Consider the following 17,697-nt stretch of genomic DNA (forward strand, 5'->3'; position numbering starts at 1 on the left):
GGACAACACCACACAATAAACATGTGGATAACTGGCCGGATTCTTGACGCTCTTTTGGCCGGAAACCAACCGCTGAACTGGCTGGATTTCCCTGCTCATCTGGCCTAGTTCTAGTTGATCACAAACATGGTGAAAATGGGCTGCTAAGTCTCGGGGTGCTTTGGTCTGTCGTGAGCCCACGATAAATCGCAGCCCAGCGGCATCAATGGCTGCCAGGTTCGTATCGGAGAGCATCCCGGCATCCGCCACCACGACCATGTCGGCGACCTGGTGACGGTCCTGGAACGCGGTGAGCACCGGCAGGATGGTGTAGGTTTCAGCAGTGTTGCCTTCAAAACTGTGAATCTCCAACGGGAAGCCAGCCCGATCGACTAACAATCCGACCACAATTTGTGGGTCCACGCGACGTTCTTTGGAGTAGCCCACTTTGCGGTAATCGTCTTCTTGTTCGGCCTCAAAATACAAGGTGGTCACATCATAAAGCAGCAGACTCATCCCGGTGGTGGCCACACTGTGGTCAAAACAGGCATGGGCAATGCGACCTCGATAATCCCGATCTTGGGCACGTTTGAGTGCGTTGAAAAAGGTGTTGCGATGCACCGGGTCAACCCCGAGCTCGGTCAGCACGCGCAAACTATCACGCTTCGAGGTGGGCTCCACCAGCCGGGCTAACACCATCTGGAAAAATGCCTCATCGGCGACTTGGGCGCTGAATCCTAACCAGTCATAACATGCTCGGATCGTATCCACCAGAAGACGGGACGCGGACCCGGTGACTTTCTTGTCCGCCGTCACCGATACCGCAACCTCCGAGTCATTCAGACCCAGATCAAAGGACTCCTGGGTGCCGGTCATCGCCTCGATTTTCTGCCACCCCACCGCCGTCAACGCAGCCACTTCGTCATCCGAATGCGCAGAGCCAAGGTGTTCAAGAATCCTTACCCGGCCACGCACCTTAGACACGATCTGCACCGCGGTCGCCCCCGAAGCAGTCGGCCCCCTGCGCACAAACAAGCCCATGGAGCCATCATAGTCCGCCCATTTAGTGACCCTAAACGCACACCCAAATCCCGTTGACCAGGCACAATACCAACCACAACCCGAAAATCAGCACTCACTTGTGCAAGTCAGGTGCCGTACCCATGCGCGCATCGTGAATCCGGTGGATAATTTCCATCCCGATGGACCCTAAGACGGCGATCGCCACGGCCGCGATGATAATCGGCGTCGGAGGCAAAATGAACTGGTGATACCACAGCAAGACCGGGACCGTGAGCACCAGGATGAACACCGCATACAGCACAATGAGCATCATGATTTTCTGCCAGTTCAGGGGTCGTGAAATGACATTGAGCAACCACAGACCGGTCAGCGTCAGTGTGATGAATGTTGCGGTTTGTAGCTGTTCCATGACCAGGGGGGCGGTGGGATCTTCTTCGGCAAACGGCAGCACACCGCTAAAATCACCGGCCCAGACTCGGGCGTACCAGTTGATACCCCACAGGGCTACTACCAGCACGATGCCCGATGGGATGGCAAACTTCAGCGCACGCGATAAGAATCCAGGCACGTAGCGTCTTGGGTTGGGCATCAGCGCCAGAATGAAGGAAGCGATCCCGATGAACAAGAAGTCTGCGGTCGACATTTGTCGGGGCAGCGCCGGGTACTGCCAGGCCAACAGGGAGAAGAACAGCACGAAAAGAAACGCATATGAGGTTTTGGCCAAGAATAGGTGTGCCAGACGTTCCATATTGGCGATGACCTTGCGACCCTCGGAGAGAACGTGCGGTAGTCGCGAGAATTTAGAATCCAACAGGACCATACGCGAGACGGCTTTGGTGGCTGCAGCAGCATCACCCATGGCAATGCCAAGGTCAGCGGTTTTGACGGCCAGGGCATCGTTGACGCCGTCGCCGGTCATCGCCACCACGTGACCGCGGTACTGCAGCGCCTTGACCATTTGTTCTTTTTGATCAGGCGAGACCCGACCGAACACCGAGTACTGGTCCATGACCTGGGCCATCTCTTCGATGGTATCCGGCAGTTGGCGCGCATCATAGCCGGGACCGGGATGTTCCCAACCGATCTGTCGTGCCACGGCGGCAACCGTGTGCGGAGAATCTCCGGAGATGACTTTCAGCTGCACCCCCTGTTCCTGGAAATATTCCAGCGTTTCACGGGCGTCGTCACGGACTTTTTCTTCAAAGGTCAGCACCGCGGCGGGGGAGAGATGCGCTGGGAGTTCGACTTGCTCACCGAACCAGGGGTGTTCCGCAGTGGCGGCGTCCGACGGCACCATCGAGCGGGCAAGCATCATGGTGCGCTTGCCGGTCGAGGAGAGTTTCTTGGCCCGTTCGACATACTGGTTTTTGGTGTTCTCATCGACCTTGAGTGCGGGAATGATCGACTCGGGCGCACCCAGCACCCAAGCCCCGGCGGTCGGGCCAATCGCACCGGGTTGGCCGAAGGCAAAGGCAGACCAACGCCGTTCGGAAGCAAAAGCGATCGCATCAGTTTGCGGCAGGTTCGGCGTCTCAGGGAAGGGATCGCGCAGGGCTGCCGCGGTGATGTTGGCGTTGGGATCCGCCCCAATGTGGCCAAGCACCAGTTTCCAGCCGTGATCGGTGTCGGCCAGCTGCTTAGCTTGGGAAAACTGCATGATGCCTTCGGTCAGTGTGCCGGTTTTATCCAGGCACACGGTATCGACTCGGGCTAGGATTTCCACGGCGGGTTGTTCCTGGATGAGCACCTTTTTGCTGCTCAGGGTCAGCGCCGCGACCGCAAACGAGATGGTCGTCATCAAGGCAAGACCCTGCGGGATCATGGTCGTAATCCCGGAAATTGTGGCGATCAGTGCCCAGTTCATGGTGCCGTCAGCAATCACCTGGTCCCAACCACCCAGGGCTTTAATCTGTCCCCAAGCGACCACGGCAATCAGCGGGATCAGTGCGATGGTGATCCAGCTGGCCACCTTGTCCAAGGCGGTGCGCAGTTCCGAATTGATCTTGGTAAATTTGCGGGCACGTCGGGTGAGCTTGGCCGCGTGCGAGTCGGCGCCGACCCCGGTGATACGGAAATAGCCGTTGCCGGCCACCACGGAGGTGCCAGACAGTACGGTGGCCCCGGTGGGTTTATAGACCGGGTCGGCTTCACCGGTGATCAGGGACTCATCAATATCTAGGCTCTCAGATGCCAGCACCAGACCGTCGGCGGGGACCTGGTCGCCAGCACGCAGGAACACGACGTCGTCCAGCACTGCCTCATCAAGCTGGATTTTGGTGTGTTCACCGTTGCGATGCACGATGATGCCGTCTTGGTGCAACAGCGCGATACGGTCGAGTTTGCGTTTGGCCGAGTACTCTTGGACCACGCCGATGATCACATTGGACACCCCGGCGATGGCAAACAGCAGATCCAGCCAGCGACCCATGAGAATAATGCCCAGCGCACACAGGAAAATGACCAGATTGAACAGGGTCAGTACATGGGTGCGCAGGATGGCGGCCAGTGAGCGGGAGGAATCATCGGGCTGGATGTTGGTCAGCCCGGCGTTGGTGCGGGTGTGGACTTGGGCGTCGGTGAGTCCGGATTTCAGCAGGACGTCGTCGTCGATGATTCCTGGGTCCGCAACTCCGCGAGCGGTCAACAGCGTGTGGCGATGCTCGGTGGAGACATCCACCTGGGATGGTTCGGAGTGCGACGATGCCGCGCTATTGCGCAACGGGGTGGACTCGGACAAAAAACTACCTACCTCAAACGCTGTTGGCCCCTTCAATTTTAGCGAGATCTTGATGAACCGAACTCGTCCGGAAGGTGGATTTTAATTATGCACAAGACAACGGGTGGGATGATTGCTCATCCCACCCGTTGGTTGGCGCTTTAGTTGCCGAAGCGTTTGGGTAGGGCGGTGGCCCAGCCTTCGCGCAGTTCGTCAATCGTTGCGGTGAATAGGTCCTGGATTTCTAGGGCCTGGGACCCGGCATCGACCACGCCGATGCGTAGCGATGGGTAGTTGCGCGATTCTGCGATACCGCGGAAGCGGACTTCCTCCGATAGGGGCACAGCGACGAGCGCGCGGGCCTGGGATTCGGAGAACAGTGCGGTGAAGGCGTCAATGCCATCGCGTTCGGTGATGTAGCTCAGGTTGATGCGCACCCCAACGCCGGCAGCCAGCACCATGTCGGACAGTGCACCGGCCAGTCCACCTTCGGACAGGTCGTGTGCGGCGTCGAGCATGTGGGTGCGCGAGGCGTTGGTGAGCAGTCCGGCCAGTTGTTGTTCTTTGGCCAGGTCAACCTTTGGTGGCACACCGCCTAGGTGGCCGCGCAGGTGGGCGAACTGGGAGCCGTCGAGTTCGTCGAAGGTTTCACCCAGCAGGTAGAGGGCTGAACCATCAAATGCCGGGTGCAGCCAGGAGGGCACTGCGGTGGCGACGTCGTCGTAGCGACCCAGGGTCACGATCATCGGGGTTGGGTGGATGGGGGTGTCCACGGTCTGGTTGTACAGCGACACGTTGCCACCGGTTACGGGGATGCTCAACTCCATGCAGGCATCGGCAATACCGCGGGTGGATTCGGCGAACTGCCACATGACTCCCGGATCTTCGGGCGAGCCGAAGTTCAGGCCATCGGAGATACCCAGCGGGGTGGCACCCGAGGTGGCGACGTTGCGGTAGGACTCGGCCACGGCCAGTTGGGAGCCCGCATAGGGGTCCAGGTAGGTGTAGCGTGAGTTGCAATCGATGGCCAGGCCAATGCCCATGCCGGTTTCTTCATCCACGCGCAGCACCCCCGAGTCATTCGGAGCACCCTGCCGGGTGTTGCCACCCACCGAGGTATCGGTCTGGGAGGTGATCCAGGAGCGATCCGCCATATTGGCGCTAGCCATGAGCTCAACGACGGCGGCCTTGAGTTCCTCACCGGTTTCTGGCAGGTTGGCGGCAGCGTCCGAGGAGCGGAACGTGTCGGCCTTCACGGTGTCCAACCACTCGGGGCGGGCGTATGGGCGTTCGTATACCGGTCCGCCGTCGGCCACTGTGGTGGGGTCGACGTCGACAATGCGTTCGCCGTTCCAGTCGATGGTCAACCGGCCCGAGGCGTTGACTTCGCCCAGCCACGAGTACTCGACCCCGTATTTGGCCATGATCTCTTCAAATGCGGTCACGTTGTCCGGGGTGACCACGGCCATCATGCGTTCTTGGGATTCGGACATCAAGATGTCACCGGCGGTGAGGCCCTCATCGCGCAGCAGCACGTTGGTCAACTCGACGTGCATACCGCCGTCGCCACCGGCTGCCAGTTCCGAGGTTGCACACGCAATACCTGCGGCACCCAGGTCCTGGATCCCTTCGACCAGCGATGTAGCGAACAGTTCCAGGGTGGCTTCGATAATCACGTTTTCTTGCAGCGGATCTCCGGCCTGGACCACCGGGGTGTTGGCGGCACCCTCGTCATCAAATGCCGCCGAGCTCATGGCCGCACCACCAATGCCGTCGCCACCGGTGCGCGCACCAAACAACACAATCTTGTTGCCGGTGCCCGAAGCCTGCGCCAGACGCAGATCCTCGTGTCGCAGCACGCCTACCGCCCCGGCATTGACCAGCGGGTTGCCCTGGAATACCGGATCAAAGGCGGTTTCGCCTGCGATATTTGGTACACCCAGAATGTTGCCGTAGTGCCCAACACCGGCCACGGCACCCTTGACAATGCGAGCGGTATCTTCATGATCCTCATGGCCCACGCGCAGCGAATCCAGCACGGCCACCGGACGTGCGCCCATCGAGATAATGTCGCGCACCACGCCACCAATACCGGTGGCGGCGCCCTGGAAGGGTTCCAGATAGGACGGCGAGTTGTGCGATTCGACCTTGAAGGTCACCGCCCAGCCGTCGCCCAGATCGACCACGCCGGCGTTTTCGCCCAGGCCAACCAGCATGTGCTGTTGCATTTCTTCGGTGGTTTTTTCACCGAACTGGCGCAGGTGCACCTTGGAAGACTTATACGAGGTGTGCTCGGACCACATCGAGGAGTACATGGCCAACTCGGCCTCGGTTGGACGACGGCCCAGGATCTCGCGAATGCGCGAATATTCTTGCTCATTGAGCCCAAGATCGGCCCAAGGTTGTTCAACGTCCGGGGTTTCACCGGCATAAGCAACCGTATCTAGTGGCGTGTTATTCACCGACAACTCCTTCACCGTTGGTTGCGCCTGCGGCACGCACCACGGAAATAAATAGGCCCTGACCATCGACACCCAAGCCTGGGCCGTCTGGATGATCGGTACCAAAGCCTTCTTCGATCGCGTATTCCGGACTAGCCATCAATCCCAGCACCAACCCGTCATCCGAACTGATCCCGGCAATGGCGCGCACCGAACCAGATACCGAGTCCTTGGCGCGAACAATCACGTTGCCCGCTGACTCCAGCGCATCGAGTTCGTCCTCGGTTGCGGTGTAGAAACCAAACGCACCCTTTTGCGGCAGGCGAATGACCTCAGCTGCCGCATAGGCATTCGTGATGGCCGAAACGTTATTTTCGACAATGAATTCCACATCGGCGTGGTGATAGCCGGGGTTGGTGTTGGCGATGAACCCGCCGGGCAGCATCCCGGCTTCGGTGAGCACCTGGAACCCATTGCCCAACCCAACCACGGTCAGCTCTTTGGCCTTGACCGCATCGGCCAGCACACGCATGATCGGCTGGGTTGCCGCCAGCGCACCGGGGCGCAAATAGTCCCCATAAGAAAACCCGCCCGGCAAGATGACGACCTTCAGGTCCGCCACATCAGGAGCGGTCGTAGTTTTTGGGTGCAACTTCACCGGTTGTCCACCGGCCAGCTCAACGGCGCGAAGCACCGAGGCCGCATCAGTTGCCGCGTCGAACATTACGACGCCGATTTTCGGTTCGTTCATTTAGCCACCTCAACCTTGGCAATGTATTCGGTCGATGGGTTGGCCAGCAGTTGGGCGGCCAGTTGTTTGGCACGATCCAGAACCTCCGCGGTTGCCTCCCCGTCAACAGTGAGTTCAAAACGCTTTCCTTGGCGCACGGATGAAAACTCGCGGAACCCTAATTCGGGCAGCCGAGCATCGATGGCTTTACCTTGTGGGTCAAGCACCTCTGGCTTCGGCATGACTTCAACGACGATTGTGGGCATGATCGCTCCTGATCTGGAATCTACCAATTGGCACCCCCGATTTTATCGAATAATGGCAGCCTTGAGTTCAATGGGTCAAAACCGACGACGACGGCGCCAAATCACCCTTGTGCATCCACGTAGCCGTGCTCATAAGCCCAGATCACCGCGTGAATGCGATCCTTGACGTCTAACTTCATCAAAATATTCGACACGTGAGTTTTTACCGTGGCCGGTCCCACGAATAATTCTTCGGCGATATCCGCATTCGATTTGCCCGTCACCAGCATCGCTAAGATCTCATCCTCCCGACGAGTTAGCGGCACTGGTAGTTCTGGTACCGGTTGCGATGCCGCCTTGGGCTCGTCAGCAGGCTCAGTGAACATCCGATCTAACACTCGACCGGTCACCTCGGGGGCCAACAGCGACTCCCCGCCAGCCAACACCTGGATGGCATGAATCAACTGTTCAGGCCCGGCGGTCTTGAGTAAAAAACCCGAGGCCCCGGCGTTGAGGGTTTCAAAGAGAAAATCGTCCCGATCAAACGTCGTCAGAATTAACACGGCCGCCCGTGCACCGGAGGCGGTCAGCGCCTTGGTGGCCTCGATCCCATCCATGTGCGGCATTTGCACGTCCATGCACACCACATCGGGATCCAGTGCTTCAACCTGGGCTAATGCTTCACGACCATTTGATGCCTCACCCACCACCTCAACCCCGGGTTCGGTGGACAAAATAGTCGCCAGTCCCATGCGCAATAATGGTTGGTCATCCACTAACAACACACGAATCGCTTGGTGGGTCATGAGACTCTTTCTGTTGATTTAGTGCACGGCACCCGGACAATGACCTTCCAGCCATACGGGGTCCGTGGCCCATATTCTAACGTGCCGTCCACCGCGTTCACACGCTCTTTCATTCCCTGAATCCCGGTGCCCGTACCATTCAACACCGGATCATAGGCTGTACCATTATCGGTCACCGACAAGGTAATTGCCGTGTGTCCGTAGTCGAGTTCCACTTTCACCTCAACGTCGTCGCCGGCATGTTTGCGCGCATTCGATAAGGCTTCTTGGGCCACCCGATACAGGGTCAGTTCCACGGCGGCCGAGACTTCTACCGGTTGACCAGACATCTCAAATGTGACGGTCTGGGTGGTGGAGTCTGCCTGGCGTACAAGCTCTGGCAACTGGCTGAGATCGGGGAGTGGCTCTGCGGAACCGTCCTGGTCCCGCAGCGTGTACACCATCGTTTGCAGCTCATGAACTGCTTGCGCCGAGGACGCTTCGATATGTTCTAGCTGCTCAACCACGACTGCAGGATCACGCTGGGCTTCGACCAACCGTCGGGCTGCCGAAGCGTGCACGCCCATCACTGTCACGTGGTGGGCAACGACGTCATGCAGCTCACGAGCAATGTGTAAACGTTCGGCTTGGACGGCGGCGTCGGCGACTTTGGCATTGGCCTGGGCGAGCTTGTCGTGTGCGGTTTCTAATTTCCAGCGTTCCTTGGCACGGTTCCATGCCCGTCCGCCGAAATACCAAGCGGAAGCGTAATAGCCCAGCGAGATAACCAGGGTCGTCCCCAGCACATAGGTCAGATCACCAGTCGATAAGTCTGGTATGTCCCCGGTAAGATCCACGGTTTCATCAAAACCAACAATAACGCTAACCGCTATCGTGCCGCACCATTGAGCCAAAACGAACCCGACTCTGACCCAGAACGCGAGTCTGCGGTTGGACACCCACGCACCCACCGAATAGATCGTCATGAACCCAACGAACAGGAGTGAGTACGACTCGGATGAGATATTTAACGACAACGAGATGAATGCCAGGGCAACGATCAACAGTGTATATATCGCCGCGATAGCAATCGGGAAGCGTCGGTAGAACACCAACAGGAACGAAATCACCAAGGAGAACGCCTGCGTCAGCGCGAAATCGAGCCTAGATGCAGTATAAATATCCGTCAGCAGCAAAGCCTGCAGGCTCAGCACTGAAATGAACGCGACCACCACGGCAAGAATGGTGTCAGTACGTAACCAGTTCTCGGGCAGCTTGCGAATAAACTGCGTCTCAGACGGGGCTGCTCCGTCAACTGACTGCGCAGGGGATGAAGACATAGATAGTCGCCTTGAAATGTTCTGGTCGATGAACGTTGGGTAGTTCAATCTTAGCCAACGCTCGCATCAAGAATGACTTCAGCGTTAGTCGTCATACCTGCGGGAGTGGGCAATGAGAATCGGGATGACATCGCGCAGCACCGCGTGACGGTGTGCATAATCGCGTTGTTCTTGAAAAACTTTCGAAAATGCGAGCACCGCAAATAAGACGCCAGTATAGAGCGACACGTAGGCCACGGCCGTCCAATACACCGTCTCGATGATGTTGTCGTGCTGCTCGAATATGTACTCAATGCCCGCCACGTTCTGGCTATTGCTGCCAGTGATGTCTTGGACTAACAATAAGAACTCAGGCGAGACCAGAAAAAATGCCAGCACGATCGGAATCGACCACGTAATCAGGCTGCTGAACCCGTTGAGAAATCGCTCTTGGAGCGGCGACTACATCAGCAACATAACCGCCGCCAAGAAGACGGCTGCGGTTGGAAGCGTTCGGGCAAAGATCGAGACACGGTGTCGAGCCAGGTTTGGTGCCGAAGTTGTTTGACGGTGATCAAACCTGGGGAGAACACCCAGAAATACTATGAGCTGCCTGCGGGCTTGCTCGAACTGGGGCAGGGACTAGAGTCAGTTCAAGCGCGACCATCACCACTAGGCCGGTGCTCAATGCTGCTCAAGATCTAGCCGAAACCGCGGTCCGCTCCGGTACGAGCTTGGGCGATACGATCCGCATCCTTCAAGCAATCTGGCCAAAATAGCGACAAGGTGAAGCACGTTCGCAGTGACGAATGTCGTGATGGTACCGATGCCAACAATGGTGATGTTCCTAATTAAGACGAGCCGCTTTCATCGGTGGATAGCGGGAACAGCCATCACAACCTGTCGTTAATCGAACGTCGCGAGGTACTCGGCGATCGGAGTGGCATTGAGGGAGGCCAGTGCATCGGGCGAAAATGTTTGCTGTGTCGTTCCATGAGGGACCGTGATGGCTTCCAAGACTTCGATAACTTCGTGCCAATTCACATCGTTGTCCAGGAACCATGGTTTAGCGAAACCAAGATTCGGTGACATGGTAATCCAGCCGGGTCCAGCAATACCGTCGGATTGGTTGAGGATAAAGCGGAACAAACCGTCGTCAGCGTCGGTGGCAGGTTTGACGACGATGGGCGCCGGTCGTCGCAGATGCAGGTTGTACCACAGGGCATCTTGTGAACGTTGCGCTGCATCTCGGGTATCACCGTTTGCCGCATCGAGATAGCGCAGAAAAGCAGGGTCGAGTTCAGCCAGCGTGTACTCGTCTTTATTTGAAGCCAGTACCACCTGGCGATTTTCACCCACCGGGTATGCCCCCTCATCGGCGGCAATGACCTTGTCAGTAACAGTTTCTGGAGCGGGCAACAACGGGGTCAAATGCATGGGTTGAATACCCAATGCCCACGCACGTGCCTCGGGCTGGACAAAGAATTTAGCCGCGGGCACTTCCCAACCACTTCGGATGAAAAAGAAGTCTTCAAGGGTGTAGGACTTCATCAGGCCGTTGTCATTGAGGTCAGCCATTTGGAGCCAATTGGCCTCAGGATTCAACCGAGCGTAGGTCATCTGGGTCGTTTCGTTGGGATCTAAAAGATCCCCGCCGGTCGAAAATTCGAATGCATCCGATGGTTGTGGCCTTTCATTCGTAAAGACCACCACCGACCATTCGTCAATCGTTTCTTCTAACCTGGTGACGTCGAAAGCACGTGCATCGTAGGCATGGATCCGATGGAGTCTGACGTGCCGGGCCAAATAGAGCCGCAGTGCCCGACCGGAGGAGTGGCGCAAGAATTTTGTTGGCAACACCCAGGCTGACACAGCCTTTGGGGCCAAGAATTTGTGGGTGGCCAGCACGAAATGACTATAGAGGTCCGCAATCCCGGTGGGCCGGATGCCGGAGGATGCTTCGGCGGCGTCAGCGGCACGAACTTTGGCATCGGATGATAACTGGTGATGAAACGTTGCTGGCGGACGGGACAACACCATGGTTGCCTGCGGCAACTCCGGGGCAGACAGGCGTAAGAAGTCTTGCAGGTGGACTTCTAACCCGGCTGGCGCCCAGAGATCATGGGCCAGTGCAGCAAACTGGTCATCGCGTTCGACCCCGTGGGCCGCGTGGATGTTCAGCGCCCCTTGGCGATCAGCAACGTGGTGGAGCAAAGCCGAGAAAAAGATCCCGGTACCCACGCAGGGTTCGAGAAAATTAATGGCTGGTCCGGGATGATAGCGCAGGGCGAGGCCGGTGATTTCGCTGGCTTCGGGAAATGGGGTGGCGCCTTGTTCCGCGGGATCCGCCTTGTCATCGGAGCGAAGTTTTTCTAAGAAGGCTTGGCCGGTTTGACGCACGGTCTCAGTTCCAGTGACGTCGAAATCGAAATCCAGCAATCTTGCCTCCTCCCACCGCATGACGGCAACGGTGCCGTCTAGCTCCAACAATAATGTGTCAACTTGAACACACCGCCGATGTTTGCGAATGTGTAGCATATCGGCCCGGATTGTAGAAATTGGGGAAACCAGCTTCCGTGGCATACACGATGGTGTAAGCCCCAAAACTCAAGGCGTGAATCAACGCCAAAGCCATCGCAGCGGTGTCGTGCTGCGATGGCTTTTGGGGGAAACGTTGTTTGTCGGTAGGGCGTTAGCGGCCGGTTCCGCCGTGGACTTTGGCGACTTCTTCGGCATCCAAACCGAAGGCCGTGTGGATCTCGCGGACGGCGTCTTGCAGTTTGTCTTCTGCGGTCACCACGGAAATACGAATCTCGGAAGTTGAGATCAGATCAATGTTGGCGCCAGCTTTGTGCAGAGCATCGAAGAAGGTTGCTGAGACGCCCGGGTTGGATCGCATGCCGGCACCGATCAGCGAGATCTTGCCGATGTTGCGCTGGTGGGTGATGTCTTCAAATCCGATGCGTTCCTGGGCCGCACGCAGGGCGGCGATCGTGTCTTTGCCTTGGTTTAGTGGCACGGTAAAGGAAATATCGGTTGCGCCGGCTCCGGCACGGGATGGGTTTTGGACGATCATGTCGATGTTGGTGTTGGCATCGGAGATGACTTTGAAGATGTCGGCGGCTTTGCCCGGAATGTCAGGAACCCCGACGATGGTCACTTTGGCTTCGGAGGTGTCGTGGGCGACACCGGCGACGATTGGCTGTTCCATGGGTTGGCCTTCTGGTAGTTGGATGGTGTCTTGCTCATCTGGGATAACCCAGGTGCCTTCTTCATCGGTGAAGGATGACCGGACGTGGAGTTTGACCCCGAACCGGCGGGCGTATTCCACGGCACGCAGGTGCAGGATCTTGGAACCGGAAGCTGCCAGTTCCAGCATTTCTTCGGAGGAGATTTCCGAGATTCTCGAGGCCGAGGGCACCAGGCGTGGATCGGCGGTGTAGATGCCGTCGACGTCGGTGTAAATTTCGCAGGCGTCTGCGTTCAGGGCTGCTGCCAGGGCGACGGCGGTGGTATCGGATCCGCCGCGACCCATGGTCGTAATGTCCTTGGATTCGGGTGACATGCCTTGGAATCCGGCGACGATGGCCACGTTGCCGTCGTCGATGGCTTCTTTAATGCGCGTGGGGGAGACCCGAGTAATACGGGCCTGACCGTGGTAGGTATCGGTCATCATTCCAGCCTGTGAACCGGTGAAGGAGCGGGCGCGGGACCCGTTGGCGTTGACGGCCATGGCCAGCAGTGCCATGGAGATGCGTTCACCCGAGGACAGCAGAATGTCCATTTCCCGTTTTGGCGCGTCGTCGGTGACTTGGGCTGCCAAATCGAGCAGGTCATCGGTTGTGTCGCCCATAGCGGAGACGACGACAACCACCTGGTGGCCGGCTCGTTGGGTGGCGACTACTCTGCGGGCGACGCGTTGAATGCCTTCGGCGTCGGCCACGGACGAGCCGCCGTATTTCTGGATGATCAGGCTCATAACTACCTTTTGGTTAGAACATGGGACTGCGTTTAAGTGTAACGGCTTGGTTCTGGGGTGTCGCTAAAGTTTGCGTCGCCCTTCGAAGGCACGCCCCAGGGTGACCTCATCGGCGTACTCTAGGTCCCCGCCAACCGGTAGGCCCGAGGCCAGACGGGACAGTGTGATTCCAACCGGTGAGAGCATACGTGTCAGATAGGTTGCCGTAGCTTCCCCTTCGAGGTTCGGGTTGGTAGCGATAATGACCTCGGTGACCGTGTCATCTTGCAGGCGGGTGAGCAGTTCGCGCACGCGCAGTTGTTCGGGGCCGATGCCGCCGATCGGGTTGATGGCCCCGCCGAGCACGTGGTAGCGCCCGTTGTAGGTGCGGGTGCGTTCAATGGCGATGACGTCTTGGGATTCCTCGACCACACACAGTAGCCCGGTGTCGCGGTGTTCGTCGCGGCAGATCGAACAAATTTCGTGTTCGGAGACGTTGAAGCAGATTTCGCACAGCCGGATCTTGGATTTGACCTCGGTGATGGCGTGGGCCAGGGCGATCATGTCTTCTTCGGAGGCTTCCAGGATGTGGAAAGCGATGCGCTGGGCCGATTTTGGGCCGATGCCGGGCAGTCTGCCGAGCTCATCGATGAGGGTTTGTACCGCACCGTCGTACACGTGGGCGCCTACTTTCGTTCATGTTGTGGAAGTTTAGACCTTGGGGGTGCCGTCGGCGTTGCGCTCTTCGATCAGGCGCGCGTTGAGGACTTCTTCGACGACGCGGCGCCCTGCGATTCCGGATTCTTCGATGATCTCGTCATCATCTGAGGCATAGTCGTCGTCATCGTCGGTGGGTTCATCCTTTTGGACGGCCGGTTCGGCGTCCTGTTCTGCGGACTTTTCACCAGCGTATTGGGCGACCATGTCGGCAAACCGGGACCCTGCGGGCTTGGTCTGTTCACGCTCGGGCTTTTTGGGGCCCGTGGTCGAGGGGATGACGTCGCTAAAGCGGCGTTTGAATTCTTCGCGCAGCTGGGCCTCGGACTTGGCAAAGGCCGGGGCAAAGGGCTCATCATCTGGAACAGACCGCGGGATGAACCCGGCATAGCCGTCGGCGGCCACTGGATCCGGTTCGGTTGGCATCTCCGGCTCTGGGGCCGGGGTTGCTTCCGGTGTCGGAGTCTGACCAGGTGGTGGGCCGGCTGGCGCGCCGTGCTGCGGCTGAGCGGGCTGCGCAGGTTGAACCCCGGGCTCTGGTTGCTGCGTCGGCGGTTGGTGTTGCGCCGTTGGTTGTTGGGGCGGTGGGCCCTGCTGCCAGTCGTCTTCAGGTGGTGGCAGCCAATCGTCTTCGGGTGGCGGACCCCAGTTGGGATCGGATGCGCCCCATTCAGGTTGCTCGGGTTGACCCCAGGCAGGCTGTTCGGGTTGGCCCCATGCCTGATTTGGTTCACCAGAACCCCAACCTGCAACACCGGTGGCCGGTGGGGTGGGATGAATTGAATCAGCCGGCGGTTGCTGCGGATGCTGTTGGCCCCGCTGCTGTTGGACCGGACGTTGCTGGGCAGGCTGCTGTTGAGCCGGTGCCTGCGGTTGCTGGGTTTGGGGTTGTTGTGGCTCAACCTGTGGTGAGGACGGCGACGCCGGAGACTGAGGAGACTGCGGCGAGGCAGGCGACTGCGGTGATTGCGGGGTCGCAACGGGCCGTGCTTGCTGCGCGGGGGCAGCTGTCTGCGGCGGAATCGGTGGTGCAGGCTGTTGTGCCTGAGGTCGGGCCGGCGGTTGCTGTTGTGCTGGCTGCTGGTGCACCGGCGGTTGCTGCGCTGGCCGTTGCTGAGCCGGTGGTTGTTGCGGTGGCGTCTGGGCTGGAGCCTGTTGAGGCTGTGGCCGAGCCGGGCGGCTAGGTGCTTTTGGGGAACCACCGTCCGAGGTGCCCGAAATCAGATCGAGTTCCGGTTGGATACCGAGCACATGGTTGAATCCGGCGGCCAGCAGTTTTTCTCCGCCACGTTGCTGAACGGTGCTGCGTGCGCCGTCATTATCAAACCCGATGGTCAACAGTTTGCCGTCGTAGCCAACAACTTGCGCGTTGCCGTTAATGGTCATCCAGATCAGACGCGACTCGTTTTTCAAAAACTCGAGCACTTCCGGCCACGCACGACGCACCATCTCAACCTGAGACGGTTGCTGGGCAGCGGGTTGCTGGGTGGGCTGCTGAGGTGCGGCCTGTTGCGGCGGCGCTGCCGGGGGCTGTTGTGCAGCGGGCTGCTGTGGCTGTTGAGCAGGAGCCGGGCGTTGCTGCGGAGCCTGTGGCTGGGCCTGCGGCATAGATTGCGGTGTCGGTTCAACACTGGGCCCTGCAGGCTCTGGACGCTGCGCTGGCTGCGGTGCTTGGCGCGGTGGCTGAGTTTGCGTGGGCGCAGGCTGTGCTGGTGGCTCGGCGACGGTTAGTTGAGCGGGCTGCGGTGCCATGTCTTCGGGTTGTTCGTCTTCTTCTTGATCGCGACCCAGTGCGGCCCGGGCGGCAGCGGCACCGGACAATCCGGTCTCTTCCGAACGCACGATCACGGGTTTGGCAGCCGGTTGTTCGGCAGTAGCAGCCTCTGGCACACCGCCATATTCAATGCGACGTTCCAACCGGTCGATGCGCGCGGCCAGGCCGCGTTCGGTCTCATCGGTGGCTGGCAGCATGAGCCGTGCCATGAGCAATTCCAGGTGCAGGCGAGGCGACGTCGCACCCGACATCTGTGTCAGTGCGGCAGCCGTAATGTCGGCGGCGCGCGAGACTTCGGCCGGTCCCAGCTGCTGGGCTTGAGCTTCTAGACGACGCAACTGATCGGCTGGCATGCCGTGCAAAATGCCAGGCGCCTGCTCGGGTGCGGCTTTGACAATCACCACGTCTCGGAAACGCTCTAGCAAGTCTTGAACAAAGCGCTCTGGATCCTGGCCCGACTGGATGACCTGGTCAACCACGCGGAACACGGTGTTTGAATCCTCGGCCGCCAGGGCATTGACGACGTCGTCCAGCAGATTTTCGGGGGTGAAACCCAACAGGTTCACGGCCAGGTCATAGCTCACGCCGTCTTCGGTGGCACCGGCAATGAGCTGATCCAACACCGATAGCGTGTCACGAACCGAACCGCCACCGGCGCGAATCACTAACGAGAGCACACCCGGTGCAATCGCCACCTGCTCGGCGGCCGCTAGTGACTCGAGGTGCTCCATGAGCGGTTCGGGTGGGACCAGCCGGAACGGGTAGTGGTGGGTGCGCGACCGAATCGTGCCAATAACCTTATCGGGCTCGGTCGTGGCGAAAATAAACTTGATGTGTTCCGGTGGTTCTTCAACAATTTTGAGCAGTGCGTTGAACCCGGCAGAGGTGACCATGTGCGCTTCGTCAATGATGAAGATCTTGTACCGGTCACGTGTTGGAGCGAAGGTTGCGCGCTCGCGCAGATCGCGGGCGTCGTCGACACCACCGTGCGAGGCCGCGTCAATTTCAATAACATCCAGCGAACCAGGGCCACCGGTTGCCAAATCCACGCATGAATCACAGGTCCCACATGGGTTCGCGGTGGGGCCCTGGGCACAGTTCAGACAGCGGGCCAGAATCCGCGCCGAGGTGGTTTTACCGCAGCCGCGAGGGCCCGAGAAGAGGTAAGCATGGTTGATCCGGTGTTTGTCGATCGCATTGGCCAGCGGCACGGTCACGTGCTCCTGGCCAATAACTTCTTCGAACGTATCCGGACGGTAGCGGCGATATAAAGCGGTGGTCACTCTCAATACCCTAGCGTGGCGACGGCTGCTTCGGCACCAGCATTATCTGCTGGCCGAACTGTACCACTAGACTTTATTCCGCTATCCCGTGGAAAGGAAAACTCATGGCGCACACCGGTTCGACCTCGGGTCTTGCTCGTCACCTGCTCGATACGTTATTTGTTAATGCGCACACGACCAATACGTTTTCCAATGACGCCGTTGACCCCGCCGTCATCGCTGCGGTCTATGAGGACATTCGATGGGCCCCAACGCAGATGAACTCCCAACCGCTGCGCCTGACCCTGGTGCATACGGCCGAGTCCCGGGCACGGTTGGCCCCGCATATGCGCAAAGGCAATCGGGACAAGACCCTGACTGCCCCGATGACCATCATCGCTTCTTGGGACCCGTACTGGCACCGGCAGCTTTCCGTGCTGGCACCGCATAAAACGGGAGCACGGGAGAAACTTGAGGACGATCCGGCAGCGCGCCAAGAAATTGGGCAACGCTCAGCACATCTGCAGATCGGATATTTCATCCTCGGGCTGCGCGCCCATGGACTGCATGTGGGACCGATGACTGGGTTTAACGCAACAGGCGTCGACGAGGAATTTCACGCCGACACTGGTTGGCGAACCGAGATCATCGTCAATGTCGGGTGGGCACCCAACGCTGATGATCCTCGAGCGGTTCGAACCCGGGCCGGTCGATTATCCTTCGACGACGCCTGTCAGATCGTATAGAT

At 58.9% G+C, this 17,697-nt stretch carries 13 protein-coding genes; 1 reads left to right on the plus strand and 12 read right to left on the minus strand.

Annotated elements, in window-relative coordinates; all coding sequences use genetic code 11:
• The 12 genes from A6F49_RS00010 to A6F49_RS00065 form a co-directional block, all read right to left on the minus strand.
• A partial coding sequence (locus A6F49_RS00010) for an IS1634 family transposase (RefSeq protein WP_235604786.1) occupies nt 1–1,020 on the minus strand: 1,020 nt, incomplete at its 3' end.
• Nucleotides 1,021–1,114: 94 nt separating this feature from the next.
• Nucleotides 1,115–3,739: an HAD-IC family P-type ATPase gene (locus A6F49_RS00015; RefSeq protein WP_052504648.1), complete on the minus strand. Its 2,625-nt coding sequence runs from the start codon at nt 3,737–3,739 to the stop codon at nt 1,115–1,117.
• A gap of 140 nt (nt 3,740–3,879) precedes the next feature.
• The gene (purL, locus tag A6F49_RS00020; protein WP_043056674.1) at nt 3,880–6,246 is read right to left on the minus strand and encodes a phosphoribosylformylglycinamidine synthase subunit PurL; all 2,367 of its coding nucleotides are present in this window, start codon (nt 6,244–6,246) and stop codon (nt 3,880–3,882) included.
• Nucleotides 6,173–6,910, minus strand: a complete 738-nt coding sequence (locus tag A6F49_RS00025) for a phosphoribosylformylglycinamidine synthase subunit PurQ (RefSeq protein WP_043056673.1) — start codon at nt 6,908–6,910, stop codon at nt 6,173–6,175. The genes purL and A6F49_RS00025 overlap by 74 nt, the downstream gene beginning before the upstream one ends.
• On the minus strand, nt 6,907–7,155 hold the full coding sequence (gene purS, locus A6F49_RS00030) for a phosphoribosylformylglycinamidine synthase subunit PurS (protein ID WP_043056672.1): 249 nt from the start codon (nt 7,153–7,155) through the stop codon (nt 6,907–6,909). Before purS ends, A6F49_RS00025 begins: the two co-directional genes overlap by 4 nt.
• Nucleotides 7,156–7,256: 101 nt before the next feature.
• Nucleotides 7,257–7,940: a response regulator gene (locus tag A6F49_RS00035; RefSeq protein ID WP_043056671.1), complete on the minus strand. Its 684-nt coding sequence runs from the start codon at nt 7,938–7,940 to the stop codon at nt 7,257–7,259.
• The gene (locus A6F49_RS00040) at nt 7,937–9,259 is read right to left on the minus strand and encodes a sensor histidine kinase (protein WP_043056670.1); all 1,323 of its coding nucleotides are present in this window, start codon (nt 9,257–9,259) and stop codon (nt 7,937–7,939) included. The genes A6F49_RS00035 and A6F49_RS00040 overlap by 4 nt, the downstream gene beginning before the upstream one ends.
• Nucleotides 9,260–9,343: 84 nt before the next feature.
• A complete protein-coding gene (locus A6F49_RS00045; RefSeq protein WP_043056669.1) occupies nt 9,344–9,637 on the minus strand; it encodes a hypothetical protein in 294 nt (97 codons plus the stop codon).
• A 507-nt stretch (nt 9,638–10,144) separates the two neighbouring features.
• Nucleotides 10,145–11,776, minus strand: a complete 1,632-nt coding sequence (locus A6F49_RS00050) for a DNA methyltransferase family protein (protein ID WP_043056668.1) — start codon at nt 11,774–11,776, stop codon at nt 10,145–10,147.
• A 154-nt stretch (nt 11,777–11,930) separates the two neighbouring features.
• Nucleotides 11,931–13,217, minus strand: a complete 1,287-nt coding sequence (locus A6F49_RS00055) for an aspartate kinase (protein WP_043056667.1) — start codon at nt 13,215–13,217, stop codon at nt 11,931–11,933.
• Nucleotides 13,218–13,280: 63 nt separating this feature from the next.
• Nucleotides 13,281–13,874, minus strand: coding sequence for a recombination mediator RecR (gene recR / locus A6F49_RS00060; RefSeq protein ID WP_043056666.1), 594 nt, complete (start codon nt 13,872–13,874; stop codon nt 13,281–13,283).
• A 33-nt stretch (nt 13,875–13,907) separates the two neighbouring features.
• The gene (locus A6F49_RS00065; protein ID WP_407643821.1) at nt 13,908–16,976 is read right to left on the minus strand and encodes a DNA polymerase III subunit gamma and tau; all 3,069 of its coding nucleotides are present in this window, start codon (nt 16,974–16,976) and stop codon (nt 13,908–13,910) included.
• A gap of 98 nt (nt 16,977–17,074) precedes the next feature.
• On the opposite strand from A6F49_RS00065, the gene A6F49_RS00070 reads away from it, so the two are divergent.
• The gene (locus A6F49_RS00070; protein WP_043056664.1) at nt 17,075–17,695 is read left to right on the plus strand and encodes a malonic semialdehyde reductase; all 621 of its coding nucleotides are present in this window, start codon (nt 17,075–17,077) and stop codon (nt 17,693–17,695) included.
• Nucleotides 17,696–17,697 lie beyond the last annotated feature (2 nt).

The sequence above is a fragment of the Enteractinococcus helveticum genome, assembly GCF_001657475.1.
GTDB lineage: Bacteria > Actinomycetota > Actinomycetes > Actinomycetales > Micrococcaceae > Yaniella > Yaniella helvetica.